The organism is Undibacterium umbellatum (genome assembly GCF_014284125.1).
GTDB lineage: Bacteria > Pseudomonadota > Gammaproteobacteria > Burkholderiales > Burkholderiaceae_D > Undibacterium > Undibacterium umbellatum.
In genome coordinates, this window is record NZ_JACOFX010000003.1 from 149,409 (window position 1) to 174,946 (window position 25,538).

The 25,538-nt window shown below is 48.7% G+C and carries 24 protein-coding genes; 14 read left to right on the forward strand and 10 right to left on the reverse strand.

The annotated features are described in order from the left end of the window. Positions 1-216: 216 nt before the first annotated feature. Positions 217-2,520 (forward strand): DUF4962 domain-containing protein, encoded by a 2,304-nt coding sequence (locus tag H8L47_RS08935; protein ID WP_186953238.1) that lies wholly within the window; start codon positions 217-219, stop codon positions 2,518-2,520. A 94-nt stretch (positions 2,521-2,614) separates the two neighbouring features. On the opposite strand, the gene H8L47_RS08940 is transcribed toward H8L47_RS08935, so the two are convergent. The 7 genes from H8L47_RS08940 to H8L47_RS08970 are packed head-to-tail and all read right to left on the reverse strand — an operon-like array spanning position 2,615 to position 10,112. Continuing rightward, complete coding sequence (locus H8L47_RS08940) at positions 2,615-4,111, reverse strand: helix-hairpin-helix domain-containing protein (protein WP_186953239.1); 1,497 nt, start codon at positions 4,109-4,111, stop codon at positions 2,615-2,617. 9 nt (positions 4,112-4,120) lie between these two features. Beyond that, positions 4,121-5,803 carry a PP2C family serine/threonine-protein phosphatase gene (locus H8L47_RS30235; RefSeq protein ID WP_186953240.1) on the reverse strand — a complete coding sequence of 561 codons (1,683 nt, stop codon included), beginning with the start codon at positions 5,801-5,803 and terminating at the stop codon, positions 4,121-4,123. A 15-nt stretch (positions 5,804-5,818) separates the two neighbouring features. Then, complete coding sequence (locus tag H8L47_RS08950) at positions 5,819-6,868, reverse strand: TerY-C metal binding domain-containing protein (protein ID WP_186953241.1); 1,050 nt, start codon at positions 6,866-6,868, stop codon at positions 5,819-5,821. 23 nt (positions 6,869-6,891) lie between these two features. Further along, the gene (locus tag H8L47_RS08955; protein ID WP_186953242.1) at positions 6,892-7,533 is read right to left on the reverse strand and encodes a vWA domain-containing protein; all 642 of its coding nucleotides are present in this window, start codon (positions 7,531-7,533) and stop codon (positions 6,892-6,894) included. Between the two features lie 14 nt (positions 7,534-7,547). Then, positions 7,548-8,201: a TerD family protein gene (locus H8L47_RS08960; RefSeq protein ID WP_186953243.1), complete on the reverse strand. Its 654-nt coding sequence runs from the start codon at positions 8,199-8,201 to the stop codon at positions 7,548-7,550. 24 nt (positions 8,202-8,225) lie between these two features. Further along, entirely contained in the window at positions 8,226-8,864 is a 639-nt protein-coding gene (locus tag H8L47_RS08965) for a vWA domain-containing protein (RefSeq protein ID WP_186953244.1), read from the reverse strand. Positions 8,865-8,918: 54 nt separating this feature from the next. Beyond that, the gene (locus H8L47_RS08970) at positions 8,919-10,112 is read right to left on the reverse strand and encodes a helix-turn-helix domain-containing protein (RefSeq protein WP_186953245.1); all 1,194 of its coding nucleotides are present in this window, start codon (positions 10,110-10,112) and stop codon (positions 8,919-8,921) included. Positions 10,113-10,435: 323 nt separating this feature from the next. On the opposite strand from H8L47_RS08970, the gene H8L47_RS08975 reads away from it, so the two are divergent. The 13 genes from H8L47_RS08975 (at position 10,436) to H8L47_RS09035 (ending at position 22,017) form a co-directional block, all read left to right on the forward strand. Beyond that, positions 10,436-11,482 carry a DUF475 domain-containing protein gene (locus H8L47_RS08975; RefSeq protein ID WP_186953246.1) on the forward strand — a complete coding sequence of 349 codons (1,047 nt, stop codon included), beginning with the start codon at positions 10,436-10,438 and terminating at the stop codon, positions 11,480-11,482. Between the two features lie 12 nt (positions 11,483-11,494). Continuing rightward, entirely contained in the window at positions 11,495-12,073 is a 579-nt protein-coding gene (locus H8L47_RS08980; protein WP_186953247.1) for a TerD family protein, read from the forward strand. A gap of 70 nt (positions 12,074-12,143) precedes the next feature. After that, positions 12,144-12,719: a TerD family protein gene (locus H8L47_RS08985; protein WP_186953248.1), complete on the forward strand. Its 576-nt coding sequence runs from the start codon at positions 12,144-12,146 to the stop codon at positions 12,717-12,719. A gap of 23 nt (positions 12,720-12,742) precedes the next feature. Beyond that, a complete protein-coding gene (locus H8L47_RS08990; RefSeq protein ID WP_186953249.1) occupies positions 12,743-14,056 on the forward strand; it encodes a VWA domain-containing protein in 1,314 nt (437 codons plus the stop codon). An 18-nt stretch (positions 14,057-14,074) separates the two neighbouring features. After that, positions 14,075-14,797, forward strand: a complete 723-nt coding sequence (locus H8L47_RS08995; protein WP_186953250.1) for a TIGR00266 family protein — start codon at positions 14,075-14,077, stop codon at positions 14,795-14,797. 33 nt (positions 14,798-14,830) lie between these two features. Next, positions 14,831-15,412: a TerD family protein gene (locus H8L47_RS09000; protein ID WP_186953251.1), complete on the forward strand. Its 582-nt coding sequence runs from the start codon at positions 14,831-14,833 to the stop codon at positions 15,410-15,412. Between the two features lie 7 nt (positions 15,413-15,419). After that, positions 15,420-16,445, forward strand: a complete 1,026-nt coding sequence (locus tag H8L47_RS09005; RefSeq protein WP_186953252.1) for an ATP-grasp domain-containing protein — start codon at positions 15,420-15,422, stop codon at positions 16,443-16,445. 29 nt (positions 16,446-16,474) lie between these two features. Continuing rightward, positions 16,475-17,638, forward strand: a complete 1,164-nt coding sequence (locus H8L47_RS09010) for a phosphoribosyltransferase domain-containing protein (RefSeq protein WP_186953253.1) — start codon at positions 16,475-16,477, stop codon at positions 17,636-17,638. Continuing rightward, the gene (locus H8L47_RS09015; protein ID WP_186953254.1) at positions 17,616-18,368 is read left to right on the forward strand and encodes an HAD family hydrolase; all 753 of its coding nucleotides are present in this window, start codon (positions 17,616-17,618) and stop codon (positions 18,366-18,368) included. Before H8L47_RS09010 ends, H8L47_RS09015 begins: the two co-directional genes overlap by 23 nt. After that, positions 18,365-19,453: a cysteine protease StiP family protein gene (locus H8L47_RS09020; protein ID WP_186953255.1), complete on the forward strand. Its 1,089-nt coding sequence runs from the start codon at positions 18,365-18,367 to the stop codon at positions 19,451-19,453. Before H8L47_RS09015 ends, H8L47_RS09020 begins: the two co-directional genes overlap by 4 nt. After that, on the forward strand, positions 19,446-20,369 hold the full coding sequence (locus H8L47_RS09025; protein ID WP_186953256.1) for an HpcH/HpaI aldolase/citrate lyase family protein: 924 nt from the start codon (positions 19,446-19,448) through the stop codon (positions 20,367-20,369). Before H8L47_RS09020 ends, H8L47_RS09025 begins: the two co-directional genes overlap by 8 nt. Beyond that, positions 20,356-20,730 (forward strand): hypothetical protein, encoded by a 375-nt coding sequence (locus H8L47_RS09030; protein ID WP_186953257.1) that lies wholly within the window; start codon positions 20,356-20,358, stop codon positions 20,728-20,730. The genes H8L47_RS09025 and H8L47_RS09030 overlap by 14 nt, the downstream gene beginning before the upstream one ends. A 24-nt stretch (positions 20,731-20,754) precedes the next feature. Further along, positions 20,755-22,017 carry a TerD family protein gene (locus tag H8L47_RS09035; RefSeq protein ID WP_186953258.1) on the forward strand — a complete coding sequence of 421 codons (1,263 nt, stop codon included), beginning with the start codon at positions 20,755-20,757 and terminating at the stop codon, positions 22,015-22,017. 76 nt (positions 22,018-22,093) lie between these two features. Here H8L47_RS09035 and H8L47_RS09040 read toward each other — a convergent pair whose 3' ends face one another. The 3 genes from H8L47_RS09040 to H8L47_RS09050 form a co-directional block, all read right to left on the reverse strand. Then, positions 22,094-23,281 (reverse strand): hypothetical protein, encoded by a 1,188-nt coding sequence (locus tag H8L47_RS09040; RefSeq protein WP_186953259.1) that lies wholly within the window; start codon positions 23,279-23,281, stop codon positions 22,094-22,096. A 65-nt stretch (positions 23,282-23,346) separates the two neighbouring features. Next, on the reverse strand, positions 23,347-23,871 hold the full coding sequence (locus H8L47_RS09045; RefSeq protein WP_186953260.1) for a hypothetical protein: 525 nt from the start codon (positions 23,869-23,871) through the stop codon (positions 23,347-23,349). A gap of 289 nt (positions 23,872-24,160) precedes the next feature. Further along, positions 24,161-25,327 (reverse strand): IS4 family transposase, encoded by a 1,167-nt coding sequence (locus H8L47_RS09050; RefSeq protein ID WP_186953261.1) that lies wholly within the window; start codon positions 25,325-25,327, stop codon positions 24,161-24,163. Positions 25,328-25,538 lie beyond the last annotated feature (211 nt).

The window sequence follows — 25,538 nt, forward strand, 5'->3', positions numbered from 1 at the left end:
GAGGGAGTCGTCAAGCTTGGCAGCACACTGCAAGCTAGCGGCACCAACCTACCTTATTCAAGCAACGCACAGATTCACACAGTGCCAAGCAGTGCGGTGAAAAACCATACCCTGAAAGCGCAAGCTGGGAATTCGTCAGTGCCACCGCACATTATTTCCACATATGACGGCAATGCAGTTAAATCGAGGTCTAATTCATCTTGTGTTGCAGGTCCTGTGTCTGACTTCATTGCTGAACTACCGCTATCCTCAGGGAAAATTTATCCTGAAGATTGCGCCTATTCCGGTACCAACCCCCCAGTCTTGCAATGGCCAGTGGGCTACCGTGATATTGATACTAGTCTCCCTGCCCCCTGGAGCGTCACGATCAGCAAGGGGGGGAGACCATATTTGTCAGGTGGCAGCAAATTTCCACATTTTCAAATTCCTTCTTCATTGCCTATTGGCGACTATGAATGGTCCGTCAGCTTCAAGCTAAAGAACGGAAGTACTGTCAAAAGCGGTGTCCGCCATTTTTCTATCAATGAGAATGCCGCCCCCATCCCGGTGGTGACGCCAGGCATGATGGCGGAAGCAGCAAAACTGAGAGCTCGCCCACGCAGCTTACCCAAAGGGATGACGCGCGAAAGTTTGCTTGCAAACTTGCAGTCCTATGCAAGTTCACCCTTTGCAAATTTGCGTAAACAGGCATCCACAATCGCCAGCTCACCCATAACAACTGAACCTCGGAAAAGAACCAGAGCTGAATTTCAAACTGACCTGGAATACTCACAATGGATCAGTTCATTGAATGCGACCACAACGCAATTTGGAAAAGAATTTGCACAACTGGCCTATGTCGCCGCCTTGACCAATGATACAGAAACAAAAAGAGCCGGTATTGCACGATTACTCGAATTGGCGCGCTGGGATGCAGTCAGCGGCACCACCAACTATACCTTTCAGGATCAAGCGGCGCGGCAAGTACTGCAGACGCTTGCCAGAGGCTATGATTACTTTTATGACGATCTGACGCCAGCCCAGCGCGACATGATTAGTAAGGTAATCGGCGTCAGGTATGCACAAATGGCAAATCTGATTAATGATATTCATAAAAATAAAATGAATTCACACGGTGTCACCAATGTCAGTTTTCTCGTCAACGTTTTGATACTGCTGGCTGGTGACAGTAATTTCCCGTTTGCTGAAAATGCCCTGATGGATGTCTATGACAGTTTCCTGGCGATCAGCACCGCTTTGGGGGGAGATGACGGCGCCTTTATTAACGGGAACGGCTATGGTTGGTATGTGGCGACTTTGCTGGATACCTTGGTGACGATCAAAACAGTAACCGGTCATGATTTAAGCAGTATTCCCTACTATGCAAAATATGTGGATTATCTGATGGCATTTACAGCGCCCTTATACAAAGAATTGATGGTGCCTTTTGGTAACGACCACACCTACAACTATATGTATTTTGGTTATTCACATGACACTTTGCAGCCGTATGCCTTATTTACCAAAAATGGTGTACACCAATGGTATTTCCAGGCAAATCCAGGTAATCTGACAAATCAAATTATCCGGCCCATCACTTATTTTAGTTTGATCAGCATGGGCTCCACTCCGGTTGCCGCTGTACCGCCTGCACAACATAGCTGGTTTTTCCCGGAGGCAGGGTTGGCCTCCCTGACCAGCAATGGTGTTGATGCGCAAAGATCCAGCATCGCTTTCAGGTCAAGCAAGTCGGGCGCCTACAGCCATTCCTATGCGGATCAAAATAGTTTTACCCTGGTCTCCAAAGGCAAGGATATGTTGATCAGCAGTGGATACTATTTTCAGTACGGGTCTGCACATCATCTTTTTACTAAATCTACCCGTTCACATAATGCACTGACTTTTGATGGCGGCATTGGGCAATCTGAGTCTGCTTCAAGTGCAATACCTGCGCGCCCCACCACACCTTTCGATAGCACTGAGGCATCTGGAGAGTTGTATAACGCGATAGACGTGAATAATATTGCCATTGTGACCGGTGATGCGAGTAAAGCGTACAGACAGCGCGTATCTACGACACCCCAATCTGCGTGGAGGCCTTTGCTTAGCAATGCCGTGCGCTCTATTGCCTATTTCAGAAACGAGCAAATCACCGTAATTTATGATTGGGCGACCAGTGCTACAGCCCGCACCTGGGAACTGAACTTCCATGCACTTTCGGCGTTTCAGTTCGATACGCCAGGCATGGCAAGGCTGAACAATGGAGGATCATCGATTTGCATCACTCATCATAATTTCCCATCCACCATGCGTATGACAGATCAGTTTGAAGTGCCGCCTGATAAAACAGCGCCGTCTCAGTATCACTTGCGATCTACCGCGAATGCGGCATCGCAAGAACTGGCTGCCATTACGGTCATTAAGGAAAATTGCTCAGCCCAGACAGCGGAAGTGACTGTGCACGGTACAAAAGCACAAGTGATGATTGGGGTAAAAGGCGTGGAATTTGATAAGAAACTTGTCAGTATTCTGGCAAGGTAAATCTCGCCTGAAAAGCACCATATTGTCCCCGGCGCTCTGTCTGCGGTAGAAAATGCAAACAGAGCGTTCTAGGTCAAACAGATGACCGCATGTGTTAGTTGAGCACCATCTGCACTACAATCAGGCGACCACCATCCTGTTTTGACATGAGCAATTGCTTGCCATCTTCCAGCGCCACTTTGCCACCTATCGGTATTGGTGTTTTAGTGGCTACCTCGGTCAGATCAGGCATGCCTTCATTGACCAGATACCATATTTCGCTGTGATAGACGAAGTAGCCAACCCGCTTTTTCTGATCATCGGTCAAGCGTTCATTGGGAACGATATTGCGATTGATATGCCATTGGAACAGGGATTGATTGGTGTACACCATCAAGCGATGATTATCAGGACGGAAGTTGGCATCCTTGCGCGATGAATACAAGTTCAGTACAGGCAACGGGCCTGAAAACGGCGTTTTGCAGAAAGGGCAAACGGCCTTTGTCTTATTGTCGAAGATGTACCATTTTTGTTCGCAAGCCTTGTTGCTGCATGGCTGTAGCAAATCGATGGATTTGACCAAGGCATTTTCCCATTCATCTGCCGTAGGGCGGGCAGTCGGGTCTTGCAAGCCTTCCGTAAATGCTTTCAGTATCAGCTCGGACAAATAAGGTCCGGTGATCTGATAAGGGATCTTGCTGATATCTTTCCACGGCAACTCCGCTGGTTTGACATTAGCCAGTTTGATGCGGTTACTGTCATCTGTCGGATGCTCAATGAACAGGGCATTTTTTCCCATCGTCAATTCTTCATCTTGCTGAGCGTCAGCCGCATGTACCTTGTCACCGCGCAGTGGGTGGCGGAACAAGAGATACATGTAGATGAGTACCGCCAGGGCATGCCGGTCCGTCACGATGGATGGCAATTTACGGTTGGGGTCGTGTTTGTCCATGTGCGCCGTGGCGACGCATTCCGGGGCTATAAAATCGGGAGTACCCACTACGTCGGGAGGGTATTTTCCGGGCACGACCAGGCCATCGATATCGATCAGACAGGCGCGTCCACTGGATGGATCAATCAAGACATTGCGATAGCTAAGGTCGCTATGGGCCAGGCCGGCCGAATGCATGCGCCTTACCGCGCGCGATATCATCAGACATAGCTTGAGCTGCAGCATCCAGTCGCCCAGTTCACGTGGATCCAGGAACTTGTTGCGATTATTGGCCGAGGCAAACCATTTGCCTTCTTTCTCCTTTCCTTTGATTTGCAACATGTCATTGTTGCGCGAACCAATCTTGAAGAAAAATTCTGGGTCGTAGAAAGGCACGACGACACCGATTTTTCCTTGATACTCAACCATGGCCGTCGGCCAGCAAAACAGTTTTTTCCAGTAATCTCCGCCAACCTGGTTAAAGATACGGTCACGGTAAGTGCCTGTGATGACGGCGACCCGTTCTTTGGTTGCCATATCGGCGTCACCCCGAAAAAAGGCGACAACATAATCCTTGTTCGGTGAAAAATACACATCCTTCATGCCGCCAGATGCTTTGATCTCGTCGATAAATTCAACAGTACTTCCATCAGAGGCTTTAAGGGAAACAATTTTACTCATCAGGCATCCTTAGTAAACAATCGCGATGGTGCGGTCATCATGATTTCCTTGTGACCAGAAGTCCAGCCAATCCAGCAATTTCTGTGCCTTTGCATCCGTTTCATCATCATGCACAATCGCCACAGCGGCATTCATATCCTGCCATAGAGCGTCCCAATCCTTGCTACGCGCCAGACGAGCTTCGGTCTCAAATTTAGGGTCAGAAACGCCATCTGACATCAGTATAAAGGCTGTGACATCGTCAAATACATCAAAACGCAGGCGTTTGCTCAGGGCCTCCGCAGTCACTTCGTCTTTGTCCAGAAAACGTGTCTGGCCTGAAAACTCGCCGCTATCGACTTCGCCCAGCAAGCTGATACCCTTGCTTGAACTGTAGACACCAACAGCGCCATCGCCCACCCAATAGGCAGCGCACAAGGTACCAAAGCTAAATTTCTTGCAGACGGAAATCAGTGCCGTGCTGGAAAAATCTTTCAGCTTTGCATCTGCGACGAGGCTGACTTCTTCCAGGATTTTGACGACACAGTGATAGGCTGCATGGGACACGGTCAGGTATAACTCATTGCGCAGTTCCAGCCGCAATTTTTCAGTTTGTACAGCATCGGTATTTGCGCTGCGTGCGCGCGAATAATTTTCAGCTGCCAAACCGATGGCATCTGATTTTCCAGCATTCAGGGTGCCTTTAATATGTTGCATGGCAGTATCGCAAATAATCTGGGAGCCACGGCGTGAATAACTGCAACTGCCGGCACCATCTGATACGATGGCGATACCCCAGTCAGATTCTGTCAGATACTCAATACTGAAATCATCGTCGCGAAATGAACCCACATGGGCATGTGAGCGGCCGCGCTTGCTGGCTGCGACAAGATTAAGATTTTTTCCCTGGACGAACTTCGCATCCTCGTCGGGCTTCCAGTAAATCGCACTTTTATCGGATGGCTTATTGAGCCACATGGATTTTGGATTGGGTGTCACAGTGATGTTCAAGGTCGCCAGGCGATTTGCCTGTTCATTGGTAAACCGATAAGTGATCTGAATCGGGAAATCTCCCTGAACCGCTGGTATGCCGCTCAGTTCTTCCAGTACGTCGTTGTATCTCAAACCCAATTGCTCAGGGATGATGATGTCGAGAATTTGATAATTCTCGGTCTGGGCCTGATCAGGGATTACTTTTGAAGTGTAGGCTTCCTGGCAACGCGCGTTCGATACGACAAAGCGGATATTCTTGTGATCCGAGATGGCGGCGGGTGTTTTCGTCGTGGCGGGAGGGAGAGATGCGGCAGCATCGGTAGCAGGCCCCGGAACAACTTGAGACGGTATTTTCATTGCATCACTTTCTGTATTACGCGCTAAGGACTGGCTTGCAGGCTTGGCTTCTTGAGGCGGTGTTGACTTGGGTGAAGCGGAGGCAAGAGGGGGCAGTTCGCTAAACTCATGTTTCGTGACGACAGGAGGTGCAGGCAAATTCCGTGGGGGAAAAAACCTGGATTCAGTCGCAGGCGGGTTCGCTGATGTGGACCTGGACTTTAGGAATGCATTGAAATCCCTGAGCATGTATCCCTCAAGTTTTTTGACAAAATTCCCAAAGCGCGGATCTCCTATGTAGTGATCAATGTCAGATTTGCTATTGCCATTTTGTTCCAGCAGTATATGCGCATACAGTTCGATGGCAGTGCTTTTTGAGCTCACAAAATCTCCTGGATACTAGCCGCGGGAACGATTGACATCGAACCCATCGCCTTCACAATAGCCAAAATTGCCTTCCTTGTTACAGGCTGGGCAAGTTGCTGAGCCTGGTCCTTTCAGACACATGATCTGGCCACAGGCGCACATTGCAAAACCGATGGGGTTGCCGCAATGCGGGCAGCCTGGACTGCCAATTAATGCATCAGAACTGACGGTGCTGACAAGGGCGCGTTGGTCTGAGTAGTCATAGTAATCTTTTTCCATGGGATAAACCCCGGTCAGATTAAACTGATCGATCTTGAATGCATGCCCTTCGAGCTGCAGCTGATTTTGTATGCGTTCGTACTTGATCAGATAGGGTAGTTTATTGTTTGAGCATTGACCTGTGAGGACGACGATATCTTCATCAACGACCGCCGCATCGACAATGTCACCAATTTTCTTCATGATCGAGTCATCAAGCTTGGCCAGATTGACACCTTCGACATTACTCATGGAGACGCTGCGGCTTTGTGCCACCACAGACATGGTGACCCAGTCGACAAAGCGCTTGAAATCCTCTTCGGAATTGGTATCAAGCTGGATGACATTTTCAGTCAGCTGGCGCAAGGTGCCCAATGCGGCGTGCTTGCCTATGCCTATCGCGACCAGGGTGACTTTGCTGGCATACTGGGCTTTCCAGCGTTCCAGCGCCTTGCTGGTGTCATCAGTGGGCTTGCCATCGGTCATGAGGTAGACTACAGGTTTCCAGTCGCCCTTTTTTTCGGAAGTGCTTTTGACCACATTGCGGTCTATCTCGTCCATCAGGTGCATCAAGCCAGCACCCAGAGAAGTGCCAGAGCCGACCGGCAGGCGTGGCGGATAGAAAAACACCAGTTCAGTTAAAGGAGTCAGGGTGCGCGGTTTTCCCGCAAAGACGATAGTAGAGAGATAAACGGTTTCCAGTGCGTGAGGATCAGTTCTCAACCTCGTCACCAGGCGTTCCAGGCCTTGTTGCAACTGGCGCAGGTTATCTCCAACCATGGACTCAGAAACGTCGAGCATCAGGAAAATAGGTAGGCGGCGCATCAAAAATCCTTTAAAGAATAATGTTAGAGGACAACCTGAACTTCTGGTGGTGGTGGCGGCAATTCCACGGCTGTGGCTGTACCCATGCTCGTTGTACCCGAAGTGACAGCATCACTGACCCACTGGAAGAAACTGGAAAAACTATTGCTGTCCATGGTGTCCAGGCTGACCACGGTATCCGTCAGTGCCTTGAGCTGATCAGGCACGCTTTTAGGACCGGCGGCGCAGGCAATGATGGTGCCAAAATTTGCCTGTTTTACTCTCGGAATACTTTCATTGAATTGCAAAGTGTCGGAGGGCTTTCCATCCGTCATGATGAACAACAATGGACGCCAGTCACCTTTTGTTTCCTGCGTTGACTTCCTGACTTCGACTGCAACTTTGTCGCAAATGAAATGTAATGCTTCACCCAAAAATGTCGGGCCGGATTCCGGGCAGACGATCTCCGGGATGCGGACATTTTCAAGTGCCGTCATAGGCAGTATTTCTGTCACCTTGCCGTCAAAAGTAATGATGGACAGGTAGACACTCTCCAGCGCAAATGGATTTTGGCGCAATGATGTCAGCATCGCTTGTATGCCGACATTGACGGAGTGTATTGGTTCACCACGCATCGACCCAGAAGTATCAAGGGCAATATAAACAGGTAAGCGGCGTCCGGACATAGTGGTCTTTCAGATTAAGTTGGGTCAAACAGGTAAGGGCGGATGATTTCCATCAAATTATCCGAATCCAGTGGCGTACCTATGGCTTTGAATGACCAGTTGGCCCCTTCTCGTACAAATTCTGCAAAGGTCAGTGCGCTGCGGTTATTGAAAGAGCTATCGACGCTAACATCATAGCGGCAGACCTCTTTGTTTTTGGCATCTACCGCGCGGATAAAGGCATTGCTGATCCTGCCAAAATGCTGCTTGCGTTCCCGGCCCTGATAAATGGCAACGATGAAAACGATGCGTTCATAGATGGCGGGTATCTGGTCGAGTTTGACGATAATCTGTTCGTCATCGCCATCACCGTCACCAGTGCGGTTATCGCCTGTAAGCCAGATGGCTCCTGAGGGATGCTTGAGTGAGTTGAAAAATATTACGTCACTGCCAGCAATGCTTGGTTGGCCATTTTCATCCTTGCCAAGATGTTGAATATTGCCCTTAGGGCCAAGCAATATCGCGATTGCATCCAGATCAAATTCTTCCGCAGGGCCACTGAACAGTTTTCCCAGAAAGCCTTTTTTTTCTTCGGCAACGTCCCAGCCCAGCCCTATAGTCACTTTTGAAAGATCATTTTCTTCCTTGCGCAGGCTGACGCCCTGGCCCTTCTTCAAACTCACTGCCATAGCTACTCCTAAAAAATTGAGAAATTAAAGAACTACATTGACTTCGGGTGGTGGTGGCGGCAGGTCGCTCAAGCCTGTCGTCTCTTTCTTTTGCAAATCAACTTTCTGACTGGTGGTCGCGATAGATGCGCTGACCCATTTGAAGAAGGCCTTGATGGTATTGCTGTCAGCTGTATCAAGTTTGACGACGGAGTCTGTGATTTGCGACAAATGGCTGGTGTTGGCATTTGGGCCAGCAGCACAGGCAATAAATGTCCCAACCTTGGCTTTTTTCAATTCGGCAATGCTATTGGTCATGTCATCGGTGGCTTCACCATCGGTCATCAGGAACACGATGGGTTTCCAGTCACCCTTAACTTCAGCACTGGTCACAGCCACTTCCCGGGAAATGCATTCCACCAGTAGACTCAGGGCAGTGCCCATGGCAGTGGTGCCGCTGGCAGTAATGGTCGGGATTTGAAACTGGCTTAACTCTGTCAGCGGTACGACTTGCTGAGCTGCATCTGCGAAGGTTATGACAGACAAATAGGCAGATTCCAGTGCATGCGGGTCCTGGCGCAATGCAGCAACCAGTGTTTGAAGGCCATTACGCACGGCTTCAATTGGCTCACCATGCATGGAGCCAGAGGAGTCCAGCAATAAATAAACAGGTAATTTTCTCATTTTTTCTTCCTCAGGAAAGTGTAGGGACTTCAGCGCTATTTTACGACTTTATTGCTACAACAAACTGACTGGTAAATTGAGTGCGTTCAGGCGAGCGTTGAGTAAATTAATCTGTGTACCATAATCCATCTTGTAATAATCCAGTTGATTTTCAGGGCCAGGGTACACATCACTTGTTTGATTCGATGGACTTGATTGTATACGCTTGAATTTATGCAAGTGCTGGTCAAGTATCATGACAGAATGCATGACTTCATAGGACCTGCGCGCAAACTGGTTGTTAATCGCATTGGCAAGTGTGTAGAGCTGAATATCGCATTCATCTGAAATTTTTTCAAATAACGGGTATTGTGCATCAGCAAACAAGGCCAGTGACGACATGACATGTTTCATTTTGCTCTTGATGGGCTTGGGGGGCTGCATGACTGTATGGTACAAACTCTGAAATTCTTCGATAGATATTGCTTCTGTGAATTTGTTGAATTGTTGCTGATAATCAGCAACTTCCTTGCTTTCCAGAAATGGCAAGCAAATAGTGTTGACCAGGCGCTGACAAGTACGGCTATCCAGCCTGAGTGGGATGACTGCAGCTTTTTGCAATGTCTTGATGATTGCAGGGTCAGGCGGCACAATAATACGCTTTGTATGCTGTGAAGCAATCAATTTGTCCAGCGTAGCTTGTAGCGTCGGCGGCTTGATATCTGACTGCATTTCATACAGTGATAGTTCTGCCGTATTGACCCATATGCTGCGCGCATGCTTTAGCAGGTGCGGTGTCCAGAGTAGTACCAGCTCAGGGGGGATGACCAGGCTCTTGCTCTTGCGGTGATGCTGGGCTTCGTTGAAAATATTTCGTATCGTTTTTTCGTCAAGATGGTATTGCCTCGAAATGGCAGTAAACGACATCTGTAATGCCAGATTTCCTATATGCTCAATAAATCTTTCAGTAGCGCGGTGATGCTCAGAAATGTGGCGAATACTTTCATTGAACGTGCTTAAGCATTGCTGGCAACGAAATCTGCGCCGTTTTATATTTAGAAACACCACGCGGGCACCAAGATTGACATCACGGATTTTGATATTGAGCCGTCCGTAACCGGTCACTCTGGTAGATGTACAACGCGGGCAAGCGCCAGGGGTATTGGATGTTTCCAGTCCTATGGTTATTTCATCCTGATTTGCCTCTTCAATATGCAGCAACTCCATACCTGGCAAAGGCATTAACCATTGATGACGTCGTTTATTCATGTTGACATCCTAGCACTTATTATCTGACTCCACAATTACGGAATAATTTGTGTATCAGAAAAATTTTTCCTCTATAGTGTACCTGTCTGCATATCAATAAATGCCTGATTTATAGCGTGACGTAATGATTCTCTTGATCAATACGTTTTGCTTTTGAGATATGTGTATACTTTGGCACCAATTAAGATTGGACAAAATAAACAGATAAATCCGTATTCAAATGGACAAAAGTGCATTGCAACGGTAAATTCTTTGTTGTTTTACCTTTTTCAATTTTTCTTGGCATAGTTACACTTCATTAAATTATTCTTTTAGGAAACAAAATGAAACACTTTAGGTTTTCCTTCTTCATAACGGCAGTCTGTCTGGGGCTTGCCGCTTATTGGGGTTATGTCCACACGGGCATCGCTGGGGCGATGACTGCGTTGGGCATTGCTGCAATATTAGGGGTGATGGAGGTTTCTCTTTCATTTGATAATGCAGTCGTCAATGCCTCTGTTCTCAAAAACTGGAATGCCTTCTGGCAAACCATCTTCTTGACGGTGGGTATCCTGATCGCTGTGTTCGGCATGCGTCTGGTCTTCCCTTTGGTGATTGTTGCCCAGGCGGCGGATCTGGGTATGATGGAAGTCTGGAATCTGGCAATTAATGATCCCAAGCAATTTTCTACGCATTTGATTAATCATCACGCAGAAGTTGCCGCATTTGGCGGTGTATTCCTGTTGCTGGTATTCTTGAACTTCATTTTTGATGAAGATAAAGAACTTCACTGGATGGGCAATGTCGAAGAGAAATTGGCTTCATTTGGCAAGGTAGGTGCAGTACCTGTTTTACTGGCTCTGCTGGTGGTGGTGTTTAGCGTCTCCATGGTTGAAGAAGCCAAGCGCTTTGTTGTCCTGATTGCAGGTGTGTGGGGCATTATTGTCTACGTTGGTGTGGATTTTATTAGCGGCTTGCTGGAGAAAGAAGAAGAAACTGATGTCAATATCGGTGCCGTGGTTAAAGGTGGTGGTATTGGTGGTTTCCTGTATCTTGAGGTGCTGGATGCATCCTTCTCATTCGATGGTGTGATTGGCGCGTTTGCGATTACCAATGATGTTGTCATCATTATGCTGGGCCTGGCCATAGGCGCGATGTTTGTACGCTCCATGACGGTTTATCTGGTAAAGCAGGGCACGCTGGAGGAATTCGTCTACCTGGAACATGGCGCGCATTATGCGATTGGTATTTTGGCGTTGATCATGTTCGCCAGCATGAAATATCATATTCCTGAAATTTTCACAGGTTTGATTGGTGTGGCATTTATCGTGGCATCGGTATGGTCATCAGTAAAACACAAACGTCAGTCATTATTGGCAGAACAAAAATAATCTGGAGAGTGTATGGCTATCAGTCTGCAAAAAGGCGGTAACGTCAATTTATCGAAAACAGACCCGAATCTGAACAATGTGCTGGTCGGTCTGGGCTGGTCTTCGCGTGCCTCTGACGGGCATGACTTTGACCTCGATGCCAGCTTGTTTATGGTTGGTGAGAGCGGCAAGGTACGTAGTGATAATGACTTTATCTTCTACAACCAGTTGAAATCCACCTGCAGTTCAGTCGAACACACAGGTGATAATAAAACCGGGGCTGGCGATGGGGATGATGAAGCAATCAAACTGACCCTGAACCTGGTGCCTGCTGAAATCAAACGCCTGGTGGTGGCTGTCACCATCCACGATGCAGAGAGCAGAAAGCAAAATTTTGGTCAGGTACATGATGCGTATATCCGTATCGTGAACAATGAAACGAATGGCGAGATCGCCCGGTTTGATTTGTCGGAAGACTATTCGACAGAAACGGCTATGGTGTTTGGTGAAGTGTATCGCCACAATGGCGAGTGGAAATTCAAGGCAGTCGGACAAGGGTTTGCTGGAGGCTTGTCAGCACTGGCGACGCAACATGGTGTACAGATCGCCTGATGACAAGATGTGTTAAGTGTAGTTGGCTTTTTTTTGCAATCAATTTCATCTAATTTACAAAGGAAATAAAATGGCTATTAGTTTACAAAAAGGCGGTAACGTCAACTTGAGCAAAGAAGCTCCTGGCTTGAAAAAAATCGTTATTGGCCTGGGCTGGGACCCGCGCTCAACTGACGGTTCTGCCTTTGATCTGGATGGCAGTGCTTATTTGTTGAAAGCAGACGGTAAAGTCCGTGCTGATTCCGACTTCATTTTCTACAATAACCTGAAATCCACAGATGGTTCTGTTACCCATTCCGGCGACAATACTACTGGCGGTGGCGATGGTGATGACGAAAAAGTGTTGGTTGATTTGACGATGGTGCCAGCAGAAATCGACAAGATCGCTGTTTGCGTCACTATTCATCAAGCAGAAGAACGCAAGCAAAACTTTGGTCAGGTTGGCAAGGCTTACATGCGTTGCCTGAATGGCGATGGCAATGCTGAGATCGCCCGCTTTGACTTGTCTGAAGATGGCTCTGTTGAAACTGCCATGATCTTTGGTGAAATCTATCGTGCTGGCGCAGAATGGAAATTCAAGGCCATCGGTCAGGGCTTCAAAGGCGGCCTGGGCCCACTGGCAAGATCCTTTGGTGTCAATGCTTAATCATCTTTAATTGAGATCCTGGTATGACACCGTTACTTAAAGGGCAGCGATTACCGCTTGCTAATATCCTGTCAGATAATCGCTGCCAGATTGACATGACAGTAACTGGTCATGCCGTGGATTTTTCATGCTTTGCGCTGGATGCAGCTGACAAGCTGGTTGATGAAAGTTATATGACTTTCTTCAACCAGCCGGCTTCGCCCTGCGGCGGCGTACGGTTTTCACAATTGAACGCCGTAAGCAGCTTCAACTTTAATTTGAATGTATTGCCTGCCAGCATACACAGACTGGTGATCGCCATGAGTATCGATGGCCAGGGCAATATGCAAGCGATACAGTCTGGTTCCGTGGTCTTGAAAGACCATGCCAGCTATGCGTTTTCAAAAGCAGATTTTGAAAATGAAAAGGCAGTCATGCTGGCTGAACTTTATCGCAAGGACAGTCAATGGCGGCTCATGATCGTTGGCCAGGGCTTCAATGGGGGCCTGGATGCGCTGGTACAGCATTTTGGTGGTGAGGTGGCTGCTGCCGAGCCGGCAACGGTAGCGGATAATGCCGCAAACGAACAAAGAATTTTGCTGGAAAAACGTGTTGAAAAAGAAGCGCCCCAATTAGTCAGTCTGGTGAAAAAAGCCACCCTCTCGCTGGAGAAAGTGGGACTCGGTTCGCACAAGGCCAAGGTTTGTCTGGTGCTCGATATTTCAGGTTCCATGAATGGCTTGTACAAGTCGGGAGCAGTACAAAAATTTGCTGAAAAAATCCTGGCGCTCGGTTGCAAGTTTGATGATGATGGTGAAATCGATGTTTTCCTGTTTGGGAAAAATGTACACCAGCCAGTAGCGATGGGGCTGCAGAATTGCCAGGCTTTTGTTCAGCAGGCTATTCACACTTACCCGCTGGAAGGTGATACCAGATACGGTCTTGCCATGGAAGCTGTGCGTAAATTCTATGTGCCTGCGAATAATGGACAAGCAGCAACGCAAGTCAGTCCGGCCAATCTACCTGTGTATGTCATGTTCGTGACGGATGGCTCTACCTCGGATCAATCCTTCACAGAAAAACAGCTCAAATGGGCCAGTTTTGAACCCATTTTCTGGCAATTCATGGGCATAGGTAAAGGCAGGAAGTCCAAGAGCAAAAAATTGCTGTCGTTTGCAAGTTCTGATTTTCCCTTTCTGGAAAAACTCGACGAATTGCAAGGCCGCTGTATCGACAATGCCAGCTATTTCTCGGTTGCTGCACCTGATGAGTTAAGCGATGATGAGCTGTATGACTTGCTCATGAGTGAATATCCAGAATGGATCAAGCTGGCAAAAAGCCGCGGCATTTTAATTTAATTTTAGAAAGACTGAATCGTGCCTACATTTACAACGACTGGTGACGTGGATCCATTTCTCCACGTGACCATGAAAAAAGGTGAAAAAATCTATTGTGAATCAGATGCCATGGTCATGATGGAAGCCAACCTGGAATTGAAGGGCAAGATGCAGGGAGGATTGATTTCATCATTGATGCGCCGCATGGCGAATGGCGAGTCATTCTTCCAGCAACATATAGAAGCAGTCAATGGCGATGGCGATTGCCTGCTTTCCCCTGTATTGCCTGGCGCGATGCAAGTAGTTGATATTGGTCCGCGCCAATACATATTGAATGATGGCGCATTTGTCGCTGCGACGACAGGTGTAGAAATGAAAACCCGGATGCAAAATATAGGCAATGCCTTGTTTGCACAATCCGGTGGTTTCTTCGTCATGGAATCTTCAGGTTCAGGGCAAATGGTGGTGTCCGGTTTTGGTTCCATGTTTGAACTGGAAGTGTCTCCGGGAAAAGATGTGATTATCGATAATTCACATGTCGTCTGCTGGGACCATACTTTGCAATACGAGATATCTGTAACCACGGCTAACAACAGCAGCGGTGTAGGTGCATTTCTGGGCAACATCGTCAATAGTGTGACCAGTGGTGAAGGCATAGTTTTGCGTTTTAAAGGTAGTGGAAAAGTATTTATCTGTTCGCGCAACCGTGACGCGTTCGTGGAATGGATGCAAAAAGTAGCTGGTGGCCGTTCCGGTCGATAGTTGTAATCATCAATATAGAAATGGAGTATCAAGATGGGTGTGAATCTCAGTAAGGGACAAAAGATCTCCCTCGACAAAGAAGCTGGAACAACTTTGTCCAAGATCATTATGGGTTTGGGTTGGGACGCTGTGAAATCGAAAGGTTTCCTGGGTTTCGGTGGATCTGCGCCAACAATAGATCTGGACGCTTCCTGTTTGATGTTTGATGAACAGAATAATCTGGTTGACGTTGTCTGGTTCCGCCAATTGAAGTCAAAAGATGGTTCTATCATGCATAGCGGTGATAACCGTACGGGCGAGGGCGACGGTGATGACGAGCAGATCACAGTGGACTTGACACGCGTTCCTGCCACTGTCAAAAGCCTGGTGTTTACGGTCAACAGCTTTACTGGTCAAAATTTTTCGCAAGTGGACAACGCCACTTGCCGCATTTTGAATGGTGCTAATAACCAGGAAGTAGCACGCTTCAATCTGACGACCTTGGGCAGCCACAGTGCACAGATCATGAGCAAGGTGTATCGTCACAATGGCGAATGGAAAATGCATGCCATCGGTGAAATCGGCTCAGGTCGCACATTCAATGATTTGATGCCACAAATCACTCCTCACCTGTAAGCGATACATGCATCTTTGGTTTAACCGGACTTTTTCGTCTGTCTATGCAGCCATCGGCCTGATCAAACAGGCCGATGTGACGAACGAATTTACGATTACTTATAGTCACCCCAACCCACATGCAGCTGCCCAGCGCGTGGCCGATCAATTCTTGCTTGAACCCAGAGATTTGCGTGGCGAAGAATACGTCGACTGGTGTTTGCAAACTTGCATTGATCGCAAGGTTGATTTGTTCTGGCCGGGTCATGAAGCCAGATTGATCGCCGAACACAAAGCTCGGTTTGAAGCCCAGGGCACGCGTGTGATGAATGTGGCGACGCCAGAAGTTTTGCGGCTGTTAAATGACAAGGCACAATTTTGCGCAGAAGTGCAATTGTCTGATGCATTTCCTGCTGAATACCGCGTATTCACTTGCGTTGCTGAATTTGATGCAGCCTACGCCGAATTAAAGGTACGTTTTCCGCGTTTGTGCGTGAAACCATCGATATCAGTGTATGGCCTGGGTTTTGGTATCCTCGACGAGGAGCGCAATGCCGCGCAATTGCTGATTGCTGGCGAGCAGTACAAAGTAGGCCTGCAAGATTTTCGGCGTGGCCTGGCAGACATGGGCGAATGCAAGCCCATGCTGCTGATGGAATATCTGGAAGGTCCGGAGTACAGCGTTGATTGCGTCGGCAATGCAGGTGTAGTGGTGGCAGCAGTGCCACGCAAGAAGTCGCCGCTGGCAGGCTATGGGCAAACCATAGAATGCGACCCCGTTATCATGCAGGCGGTCAAGGAGCTGACCAGGCAATTCCAGTTGAATGGCATCTACAACGTGCAGTTTAAAGAAACCCAGGGCAAGCCGCGACTGCTCGAAATCAATGCCCGCATGTCTGGTGGTATCGCCATGGCGTGCCAGGCCGGGCCTAACTTGCCTTACCTGGCTGTCAAAGGTTTTGTAGATGGTTTTGATAAGCTGGAAGTGTCGGCTATAGATCAGGGTATCCGTGTGATGGAAATTTCAGTACCAATAACGATTGCTTCTGTATGACGATTATGGCGCAACAATCATCACCAGCAATGAGTATGCAGATAAAGCAGCAACTGCCGACTGGGCTGCTGTCTGTGGCTGTGCACGAGCAATTATTCAGCCTGGACTCATTGATGGGTTTTGCCGCACGTGCCAACCTGAAACGCGGTTTTCTGTTCCTGAGTAAGGTACTGGGCAAGCACTGGCCTGTCCGTCCCTCGCTCATGAAAGAGATCCATGAAGCCCTGGCTGAGCAAATTGCCGCAGACTTGCCTGATCCTGTGGTCTTTATCGCCATGGCAGAAACCGCGGTAGGTTTGGGCCAGGGTGTATTTGAAGCGTATCAACGCATGCATCCAGAAAAATCTGTGCTGTTTATTCATACCACCCGCTATCACGTAGGCGATTATGAATTGATCGAGTTTGAAGAAGCACATAGCCATGCTCCGCGCCAGTTTATTCACATGCCCAAAGATGCGCTCATGAAAAACAAAATCATGCAGGCGCAATCACTGGTGATGGTGGATGATGAAGCCAGTACAGGTAATACTTTTCTTAATCTGAAGAACGCATTCCAGCAATTTAATCCGAATATCAGACGACTGCACTTGTCGACGATTACCAATTTCATGGGACAAGAAAGAAACAATAGCTTGTCAGTCAGATTTGGGTTGGAAGTCACCATAGGTTCGGCGCTGACTGGTGAATATGATTTTCAGCAGTGTGAATACCTGGTGCCGGACGTGCCAGCGCAAGCATTTCAAACAGCGGTAGATCGCGGTGCCAGCACTGAGTTTGGCCGGGTTGGGATTACGCATGAACTCGTCCTGGACGAGTCGCAAGTCAGCACATTGGCGCAAAGCTTGCCACCAGATGCAAAAGTGTTGGTGCTTGGTACAGGTGAATTCATGCATCCGGCCTATAGCCTGGGTTTGGCATTGGAGGCCCGCGGGCTTGATGTCAAGGTGCAGTCAACAACACGCTCACCCATCATGCAATGGGGGGACGTGAGCAGCATTTTGCAATTTGCAGATAATTATGGAGAAGGTATTTCCAATTTTGTATACAACGTCGCAGATCGTCAGTATGACCATGTGTTTTTGTGCCATGAAACACCCGTCAATGACGCACTGCTGGAAACAGCAAGACAGACTGGCGCGGACTTAATTCACTTTACCAAGGAGTCGCATTTTGAAAAAATTTCTCTTTGTTGATTTGGATGACACACTGTTCCAGTCCATGGAAAAGTGTGGCGATGCCACTGATCTGAAACCCATCGCTTTCTTGAAAGATGGCGCACCGATTTCGTATTCAACCCAAAAGCAGCGCGAGTTGCTGGGCATGTTCGAACAATCGATGACGCTGATCCCGACGACAGCAAGAAATTTTGATGCCTACAATCGCGTCAAGCTGGATTTCAATAGCTACGCCATCATCAATTATGGCGGCGTGATCTTGAGTGAAGACGGGCAGGCAGATTTGTCTTATCTCTCGGCCAAGCAATCACAAATGCATCTGGCCCTGCCGGGTTTGATGGATGTCATGCAGCACATCGATGACTATGGCCGCAAAGTGGGATTTACCGGCAAAGCCCGTTTGATCGAGGACTTTGGAACGCCATTTTATATGGTCCTGAAAGACCCCCACAAAAAGCCGGAACCCTTGGCTGAAGTGGAAAAACATGTGGTCGCCCCCTGGCTGGCATCCGATGGCAAAGACTACTATCTGCACCGTAATGGCAATAACCTGGCTGTGCTGCCGAAGGCACTGAACAAGGCCAATGCGGTCTTGCACCTAAAGGCGGTTTTGTCTGAACAACACGGTGAAATACTCAGCTTTGGCATGGGCGACAGCAAGTCTGATGCCTGCTTCATGTCGCAATGTGATTACGCGATCATTCCCAGGTCCACGCAATTGGCTGGTGTTGCGCTGGAGGCTCTATGAGTTTCAGTGGAAGTTATCGTCCAGACGATGTGAAGTTTTTGTTGAAGCAACTGCCACTGATGAGTTTCACCAAAGTGTCAGAGAAAGAATTGCTGATACAGACAGGGCAGCGCCATTACAGTGAAATGCTGTCGCCCGAGGCATTGCCTTCGCCAGCCTACTTGCACATCTTTGAGCAAGCCTGCGCTGCCAATAATCAAAAAATGGCAGAGGACTGCGTTGCATTGGCGGCGATTATCCGTGAACGCAAAGGGCCAGAGTTGACGATAGTCTCACTGGCAAGGGCTGGCACGCCTGTTGGCGTCATACTCAAGCATGTGCTGGAAGCCAGCATGGGGGCCAGGGTCGCGCATTACTCGATTTCCATTATCCGTGACCGCGGCATTGATACCGTCGCTCTACAGCATATCTTGCAAACACACAAAGATACCTCCATCGTGTTTGTCGATGGCTGGACCGGCAAAGGTGTCATCTCCAGGGAGTTGCACAAAACTGTAGATGATTTCAATCGCGTGCATGGGACTTCGATAGATCCAGGTTTGTATGTCTTGTCGGATCTGGCTGGAACGGCCGCATTTGCCGCAAGTAGCGATGATTATTTAATTCCGTCCAGCATACTCAATGCCACAGTGTCAGGCCTGGTCAGCCGCTCCATTCTGAATGCGGATATCACTGAACATGATTTTCATGGCTGTGTTTTCTATGATGAATTCCTGCCGCATGACAGGTCCATCAGTTTTGCTGACGACATTATTCAACTCGCCAGCCAGGTCTTTGCAAAAAGGAAGACGCTGGATGCAGTGCCGGTAGACCGGGAAAAGGCCGCGTCAGTCTCACTGGCCTGCCTGCAAACCATGATGGCGCGCTTTCAGGTGACAGATATCAACCTGATCAAACCAGGGATAGGTGAGGCCACCAGGGTGCTGTTGCGACGTGTACCCAGAGTGGTCCTCATCAGGAATGCGGATGCCATCGATGTACAACATCTCATCGTCCTGGCAAAAGAAAAGCAAGTTCCTTTGGAAGTCGATGTTCATTTACCTTATCAGGCTGTATCGATAATACGGAGTGCGTTAGATGGCTAATCAATTTATGGGCGCATCCTTGTATGTGCCAGCAAATCACAAGAATCTACTGGCGATCGCCAATGGTGAATTGCTCCCGAATGCGCGCTCCCTGATATTTTGCACTGAAGACGCCGTTTCGGAAGAAGCACTGGGTTATGCACTGTTCAACCTGCAACTTACGCTGGAAAACATGCACCTCGCATGCAAGGCAGATCGCTTTGTACGCGTCAGAAATGTCGAGGTACTCAAGCGAGTGCTGGCTATGCATGGGGCAGAAAAATTGACTGGCTTTGTCATCCCCAAAGCCAGTGCAGAAAATTTCCATGACTACTTTGCGCTGGTCAAAGATACTGCACATCTGTTGATGCCTACGCTGGAAACTGCAGAAGTATTTTGTGATGATGCCATGCGTCAGTTGCGTAGCATCTTACTGGCACCCGAAGTCAAGGCTCGCATCCTCGCGCTCAGGATAGGCGGGAATGACTTGCTGGCGCTGCTGGGTTTGCGTCGACCTCGCTCAGTGACAATCTATCAAACACCGCTAGGCAGTGTGATAGCAAAGCTGGTGACCATTTTTAAACCGCATGGCTTTGAATTGACAGCGCCCGTGTTTGAATATCTCGATTTGCCTGAATTGCTGGACCAGGAGGTAATACAGGACCTGGCCCACGGCCTGGTAGGAAAAACCGCGATACACCCGGACCAGATTGAAGAAATAGAATGCCATTACAGGGTATCGAATACAGAAATGGAATCGGCAAGTGCCATTTTGAATGTCAACAGCCCTGCCGTATTCAAGATGCATAACGCCATGTGCGAGATTGCCACCCACAAGGCATGGGCTATCAGAACCCTGGAACGCTCGAAACTATTTGGCCAGCACTCCCACGATGTATCCCGACCAGTGAACGAGGAACAAGATGCAAGTTACTAGAAAAGTAAAATTGATTGTTGCGACTGTCGCGCTACTCCCTTTCATCCTGTTTTCCTTGTACACATGGATCACACTCAGTTATGCTTTTTCTGAAGGTGAACGTGCCGGTTACATGCAAAAAATGTCCAAGCGTGGCTGGATATGCAAATCATGGGAAGGCGAGCTTGCTCTCGTTACCATGCCCGGTGCCATTCCGGAGAAATTCCAGTTCACTGTAAGAGATGATGCCGTCGCCAAAAGAATCAGTGCTGCTGCCGGGAAGAGGGTAGTGGTCAAGTATGGACAACACAAAGGCGTGCCAACATCATGCTTTGGCGATACAGAATATTTTGTGACTGATGTCATTGTTCCCACTAATTGAATGCACTAAGGAATAGGACCATCCATGGAAAATCTAGCCAGAGGCCAGCGCTTGCCGCTGTCAAATATTGTTGCTGGTAATTCTGTACGTGTGGGGCTGCAGGGACAGGGCTTGGCCCTCGATTTCGCCTGTTTTGGCCTGGATGCCCAGGGCAAGCTGTCGGATGACCGCTATATGATTTTCTTCAACCAGGCTACGTCGCCTTGTGGCGGCATTTCACTTACTGGTGTAACGGGTGACCTGCAGGGTTTCCAGTTTGAACTGGAAAAAATTCCCCAGACGATAGACCGCATCGTCATCACAACCAGTATCGACGGCAGCGGGACCATGTCGCAACTACAGAGTGGGTATTTGCGCTTGCTGGACCAGGACATTGAAAAAGCCAGGTTTGCATTTTCAGGCACAGATTTCAGCGCAGAAAAAGCGGTCATGCTTGCCGAGTTTTATCGCAGGGATGGTCTGTGGCGTTTTATGACCATAGGCCAGGGCTTTAACGGCGGCCTGGATGCTCTGGTTACCCATTTTGGTGGCAGCCTGGCCGAGCCAGCACCAGCGCCAGCTTCAGAGCAGGCAGAAGTCAAGAAAGTATCCTTGTCCAAGGTATCGCTCACCAAGGTCGGGCAAACACATAAAGTGTCACTGGAAAAAGGGGCGGGCGCACCCAGGAAACTCGTCGTCAAGGCGACCTGGCTGGATAATGGCGACGGCGAAGACGACAACGACGACCTGGATTTGCGCGTTGGCCTCTTGCTGCCTGATGGCAAGATGAAGTTCATCACCGCACCGGATGCGCCAGGCAGTTTTATGTCGACACCCTACGCCCTGCATCTCGGTGATACCGTCAGTGCCTCTGCCAAGGAACCAGCAACTGAAGTGGTGGAAGTGAATCCTGATATTGCAAAACTCTCAGGTGGCCAGGTGGTGATGGTATTCAGTGTGTATTCGGCACTCTCCAATGGTGCGGTTTCTGTCGCCTCCATGCGCCCCAAGATGGTCATGCAATATGGCGAGCAAATCGTTGAATGCGATTTTGATTTCAGAACCTCCAAGTATGCGGATGACGATACGGTGTACACCTATGTCATCGGCACAGCCGTCATCAATGAAGACAGCATCACCCTGGCACCCTCAGGTAAAACATCAGAGCCGGGCAGTGAAAACACCCCATGGATACTCATGAATGGCAATGAGCCACGTATCGAAGTGATGGGCCCAGCTGTCTTCAAGGGAAAAGAAAAAAGCAAGGAAGCCCAATTCAACAAGGGAAATCCTTACAAATACGTATAAGCTGATAGCCTGCGTATTTCAGAGCGTGGCAAAGCAAGGCGGGCATTTCAGAACCATTTCTGACCGGGCAGCAAAATCAGCCATCGCTTTCTATTCCTAGTAAATCTCCTATCATCCCCCGCCAGCTTTCATCATTTTCTTCCTGTGCTTCGCGATAAGCTTCTTGCAAAGCCTGGGCAAACAATGAGGGTTTTTTTTGTATGACATCATAGGCTTCGCCAGCGCCAGGCCAATTGGGATCGGCCAGGAAACTGATGATCTCCAGTTGACACTGGTAGCTGATGGGTGGTGCCGCCAATACGGCTATCAGGCCTGGCCAGGTGTACTTTCCCAGACTGATGCAGATGCCGACTATCTGTTTCGCGATCTTGTCATCCTGCTTGTGATGCTGAAGGTAAGCCAGGGCGCGTTGCTCTTCAAAACCTTCCCAGCCTATCCGTTCACACCAGGCACGCAATGCCAAGGCCTTGGGATCGGGCATGGACCATAGATTTTTCTCATCTGTAGTTTTCCCTATCAGCAAATCGACAGGCGTATCTGACTCGCGTTCCTGTATCAGGAAATGTTCACTCAAGGCAAAGCGCGCAAGCACTGCCATCCCCAAAGATAAAAATTCCTGGCGTCGCTGCTCAAAAAAAGATGAATGTTCGGTTTCATACTGCACTATCCTGGCATGTACAGGCGATAGCTTCGCCTGCATTTCAGCCAGGATATCACTAGGCCCATTAAACTCCAGATCTTGTTCCAGCACCTGCAACAGCGAAGCGGTATGTAGACTATGCAAGCCCAATGCACCAGCAGCAATGCTAAAGTGTACACTGGTGTAGGGGTCTTTCCAGACGGTATTGCGCACACCATAGAAAGCCAGCGCAGGCGTTTTTTTAATGTACCAGGGGGCCGAGGCTTCCAGCCAGATTTGCGCTTGCGCACGCGGCCCATTGCTGGGCCAGCAAAATTCCAGAAACTCGGTCACATTGCGTGATGAGGCATCACCAGGCATGGCGATACTAAAATTATTCTGCAAAATTTCAGCGCCATGTTCAAAGTGTACTATTTGCGTGTTTTGTTCCAAGGCATTAAACGGGCGTCCGTCGACGAAGCAAAATTGCTGTTCATCGAAGACTGCCGCATGCTCATCTTTCCCAATAGTCTCATTCCCTGCGATGCCTGCAAAAGCCTGTACGAAGCCGTCCAGTATCTCACCCAGATCAATGGCAGGATTCAAACTTGCCCATAATTCAGCTACGCCGTTCTTGATTTTCAAGACCTGGTTCCCTTGACTTTCAAATTAGCATTGATGATGTACTTTATAGATGCATAGTTGTAGTTCTACAACTGGCGATCTTCAGCCTTGAATGTACCGTCTATGATGCTCAAGACTGCTTTGGTTTTCTTGTCCTTGAGTTCAAAAGAAAACTTGCCTTCGATGACTTTGCCATTGACGGAGGTAATCTCAAACATGTTCTTACCGTCACGCACCTCGTATTCAGCGACGGGCTCTCCAAATGGTTGCTTGCTTTGGCCCTTGGTAAATTTAACTTCGCAGCCGTTGCTGCCAAAATCCTTGCCTTGGTATTTGACAGGTTTGCCGTTAAAATTTTTGCAAATAATGCCCAGACGGTCTGACAGTGTTTTTGGCGGAGGATAGGTGGATGCACCCTTGGTGACGGCAATCAGATTGAGCACGCCCTTGGTCGGTATCAGATAAGTGATGCCATCATCATCGCTTTCAAACAGTTTGCCATCGATTTTTGCACTGAGTTGTTGAGGTGTCTTGGCATGTGCCAGCAATGCTGGTGCCAGGCTGCATACTGCCAGCGATGCGATAGTAAGAATTGAATGTGATAGCTTCATATGTATCCTTGGTTAGTAGAACTCATTTCGTAAATAGGGTGAGATGCGTTTGCCTCATAACGTGGGCTGGCAAGGCGGACGAGGCAGTCAATAGCGGTGCTATTGATAACGAGTCCAACGCAGTCCAGCGCGCGTTATGAGGCAAACCCTTCGGGAACTGACGATTTGGGCGCATTGCAGCGTTGTGCCCCTCGCTAAGGCAGGAGCCTTAGCAGCGGGACACGCCTTGCACTGCATCCCAAATCGCCTTGTTCGCACTCATCCTATTTCACTAGTGTCCCAACGTTTCTCATAGGAGAGACATCTGTTTTGGTTGATTATCGTCATTGAGATTTCCCGATGACGGCGTAAGTAGTTGATTTATTGGCGTTGTTTCAAACATGGTGAGACTCAGGATTTGTAGGATTTCGTAAAGACTGTGAGGCAAATGCAGACGTTTTTTGACGATAGCGATGAGTACGTAAGTACAGACCGCGATCCATATTTGCGTCTTCACGGCATTCTCGCTCGTTCCCAGAAAGGTCTTGATACGCAAATGTTGCTTGATCCACTTGAAAAACAATTCGACCTGCCAGCGTTGCTTGTAAAGTGCCGCAATCATCTCTGGTTTGAGAGCGAAATTGTTGGTCAAAAAAATGAGGCGTTCCCCAGCGTCGTCCTTGACGACGACACGACGCAAACTCGCCGGGTAATGCTTGCTTGTGTAGAAGAGTGGAAGCACACCCGTTTGATCGCAGATAACGTTGCTCGTCGCTCGATCGACTGGATGCGAGTACCGGCGCTTGAACTTGGTATTGCTTTTTGCTCTGGTGACAAAAAAGGCCCCCGTCGCATGCAAGCTGTACAGCCGGGCGAAGTCCAGATAGCCGCGATCCATCAGGTAATATGCTCCTGGCTCGATGACCAGATCGTCGAGAATATTGACCTCGTGGGTCTTGCCGTCGGTGATATGAATGAAGCTGGGAATAGAGCCGCGCAGGTCCAGCAGCGTGTGCAACTTGATTGCCGCCTTGGCGGACCGGAAAGGCGCCCACGGATAAACCGATAAACACAGGTCGATGGTAGTGGCATCGAACGCATAGACCGTTGCATCGAGATCCACGCCAAATGGTTCGCTGGCGTACAACGGACGCGCCATCGCAATCAGATGTTGCGCCAGATCGGCATAGATTTGCCAGGGGCGCGTGGCGTTTGCATTGGCCAGCGTATTGCGGGAAATCGTCGCGCAGCGGAATCCCATGTGATACAACCGATGGGATTGGGCGCGCAAATTGACCTCGATATCTCGAAGCGATTCTCGATAGGTCAACTGCGCAAATGCCATGGCGAAGAATTGATCCAGGCAGGAAAAATCCTTGACCTTGTGCTCGCCCCTGTGGGCTGCCACACATCGTCGAAAGGTGGTCAGCGGCAAATACGTCATGACCTGCGAGAAAACGAGTTTGCCCTGATGCATAGGAGCCTTTGGCGGATATCCGCAAAAAGCTCCAATTCTGCACCTCGACGTTCAAATCGAGACCAGATAAAAACATCAATTTGTGCAAACAAATCATTGACTTACGAACCCCTGATGTGAAAACGTTGGGACACTAGTGATCCTATTTATGAAATGAGTTCTAGTATTCATCCCTATTTATGAAATGAGTTCCAGGAAAAACTCCTGTCCT

What these genes read in the sequence shown, in the direction of transcription:
- H8L47_RS09020 (WP_186953255.1), top strand. Translation starts at nt 18,365, where the DNA reads ATGAGTTTCAGTGGAAGTTATCGTCCAGACGATGTGAAGTTTTTGTTG.
- H8L47_RS09030 (WP_186953257.1), top strand. Translation starts at nt 20,356, where the DNA reads ATGCAAGTTACTAGAAAAGTAAAATTGATTGTTGCGACTGTCGCGCTA.
- H8L47_RS08960 (WP_186953243.1), bottom strand. Translation starts at nt 8,201, where the DNA reads ATGGCAGTGAGTTTGAAGAAGGGCCAGGGCGTCAGCCTGCGCAAGGAA.
- H8L47_RS08985 (WP_186953248.1), top strand. Translation starts at nt 12,144, where the DNA reads ATGGCTATTAGTTTACAAAAAGGCGGTAACGTCAACTTGAGCAAAGAA.
- H8L47_RS09000 (WP_186953251.1), top strand. Translation starts at nt 14,831, where the DNA reads ATGGGTGTGAATCTCAGTAAGGGACAAAAGATCTCCCTCGACAAAGAA.
- H8L47_RS08975 (WP_186953246.1), top strand. Translation starts at nt 10,436, where the DNA reads ATGAAACACTTTAGGTTTTCCTTCTTCATAACGGCAGTCTGTCTGGGG.
- H8L47_RS08970 (WP_186953245.1), bottom strand. Translation starts at nt 10,112, where the DNA reads ATGAATAAACGACGTCATCAATGGTTAATGCCTTTGCCAGGTATGGAG.
- H8L47_RS08940 (WP_186953239.1), bottom strand. Translation starts at nt 4,111, where the DNA reads ATGAGTAAAATTGTTTCCCTTAAAGCCTCTGATGGAAGTACTGTTGAA.
- H8L47_RS08955 (WP_186953242.1), bottom strand. Translation starts at nt 7,533, where the DNA reads ATGTCCGGACGCCGCTTACCTGTTTATATTGCCCTTGATACTTCTGGG.
- H8L47_RS09005 (WP_186953252.1), top strand. Translation starts at nt 15,420, where the DNA reads ATGCATCTTTGGTTTAACCGGACTTTTTCGTCTGTCTATGCAGCCATC.
- H8L47_RS09050 (WP_186953261.1), bottom strand. Translation starts at nt 25,327, where the DNA reads ATGCATCAGGGCAAACTCGTTTTCTCGCAGGTCATGACGTATTTGCCG.
- H8L47_RS08965 (WP_186953244.1), bottom strand. Translation starts at nt 8,864, where the DNA reads ATGAGAAAATTACCTGTTTATTTATTGCTGGACTCCTCTGGCTCCATG.
- H8L47_RS08980 (WP_186953247.1), top strand. Translation starts at nt 11,495, where the DNA reads ATGGCTATCAGTCTGCAAAAAGGCGGTAACGTCAATTTATCGAAAACA.
- H8L47_RS09025 (WP_186953256.1), top strand. Translation starts at nt 19,446, where the DNA reads ATGGCTAATCAATTTATGGGCGCATCCTTGTATGTGCCAGCAAATCAC.
- H8L47_RS09010 (WP_186953253.1), top strand. Translation starts at nt 16,475, where the DNA reads ATGAGTATGCAGATAAAGCAGCAACTGCCGACTGGGCTGCTGTCTGTG.
- H8L47_RS08950 (WP_186953241.1), bottom strand. Translation starts at nt 6,868, where the DNA reads ATGCGCCGCCTACCTATTTTCCTGATGCTCGACGTTTCTGAGTCCATG.
- H8L47_RS08990 (WP_186953249.1), top strand. Translation starts at nt 12,743, where the DNA reads ATGACACCGTTACTTAAAGGGCAGCGATTACCGCTTGCTAATATCCTG.
- H8L47_RS09035 (WP_186953258.1), top strand. Translation starts at nt 20,755, where the DNA reads ATGGAAAATCTAGCCAGAGGCCAGCGCTTGCCGCTGTCAAATATTGTT.
- H8L47_RS09045 (WP_186953260.1), bottom strand. Translation starts at nt 23,871, where the DNA reads ATGAAGCTATCACATTCAATTCTTACTATCGCATCGCTGGCAGTATGC.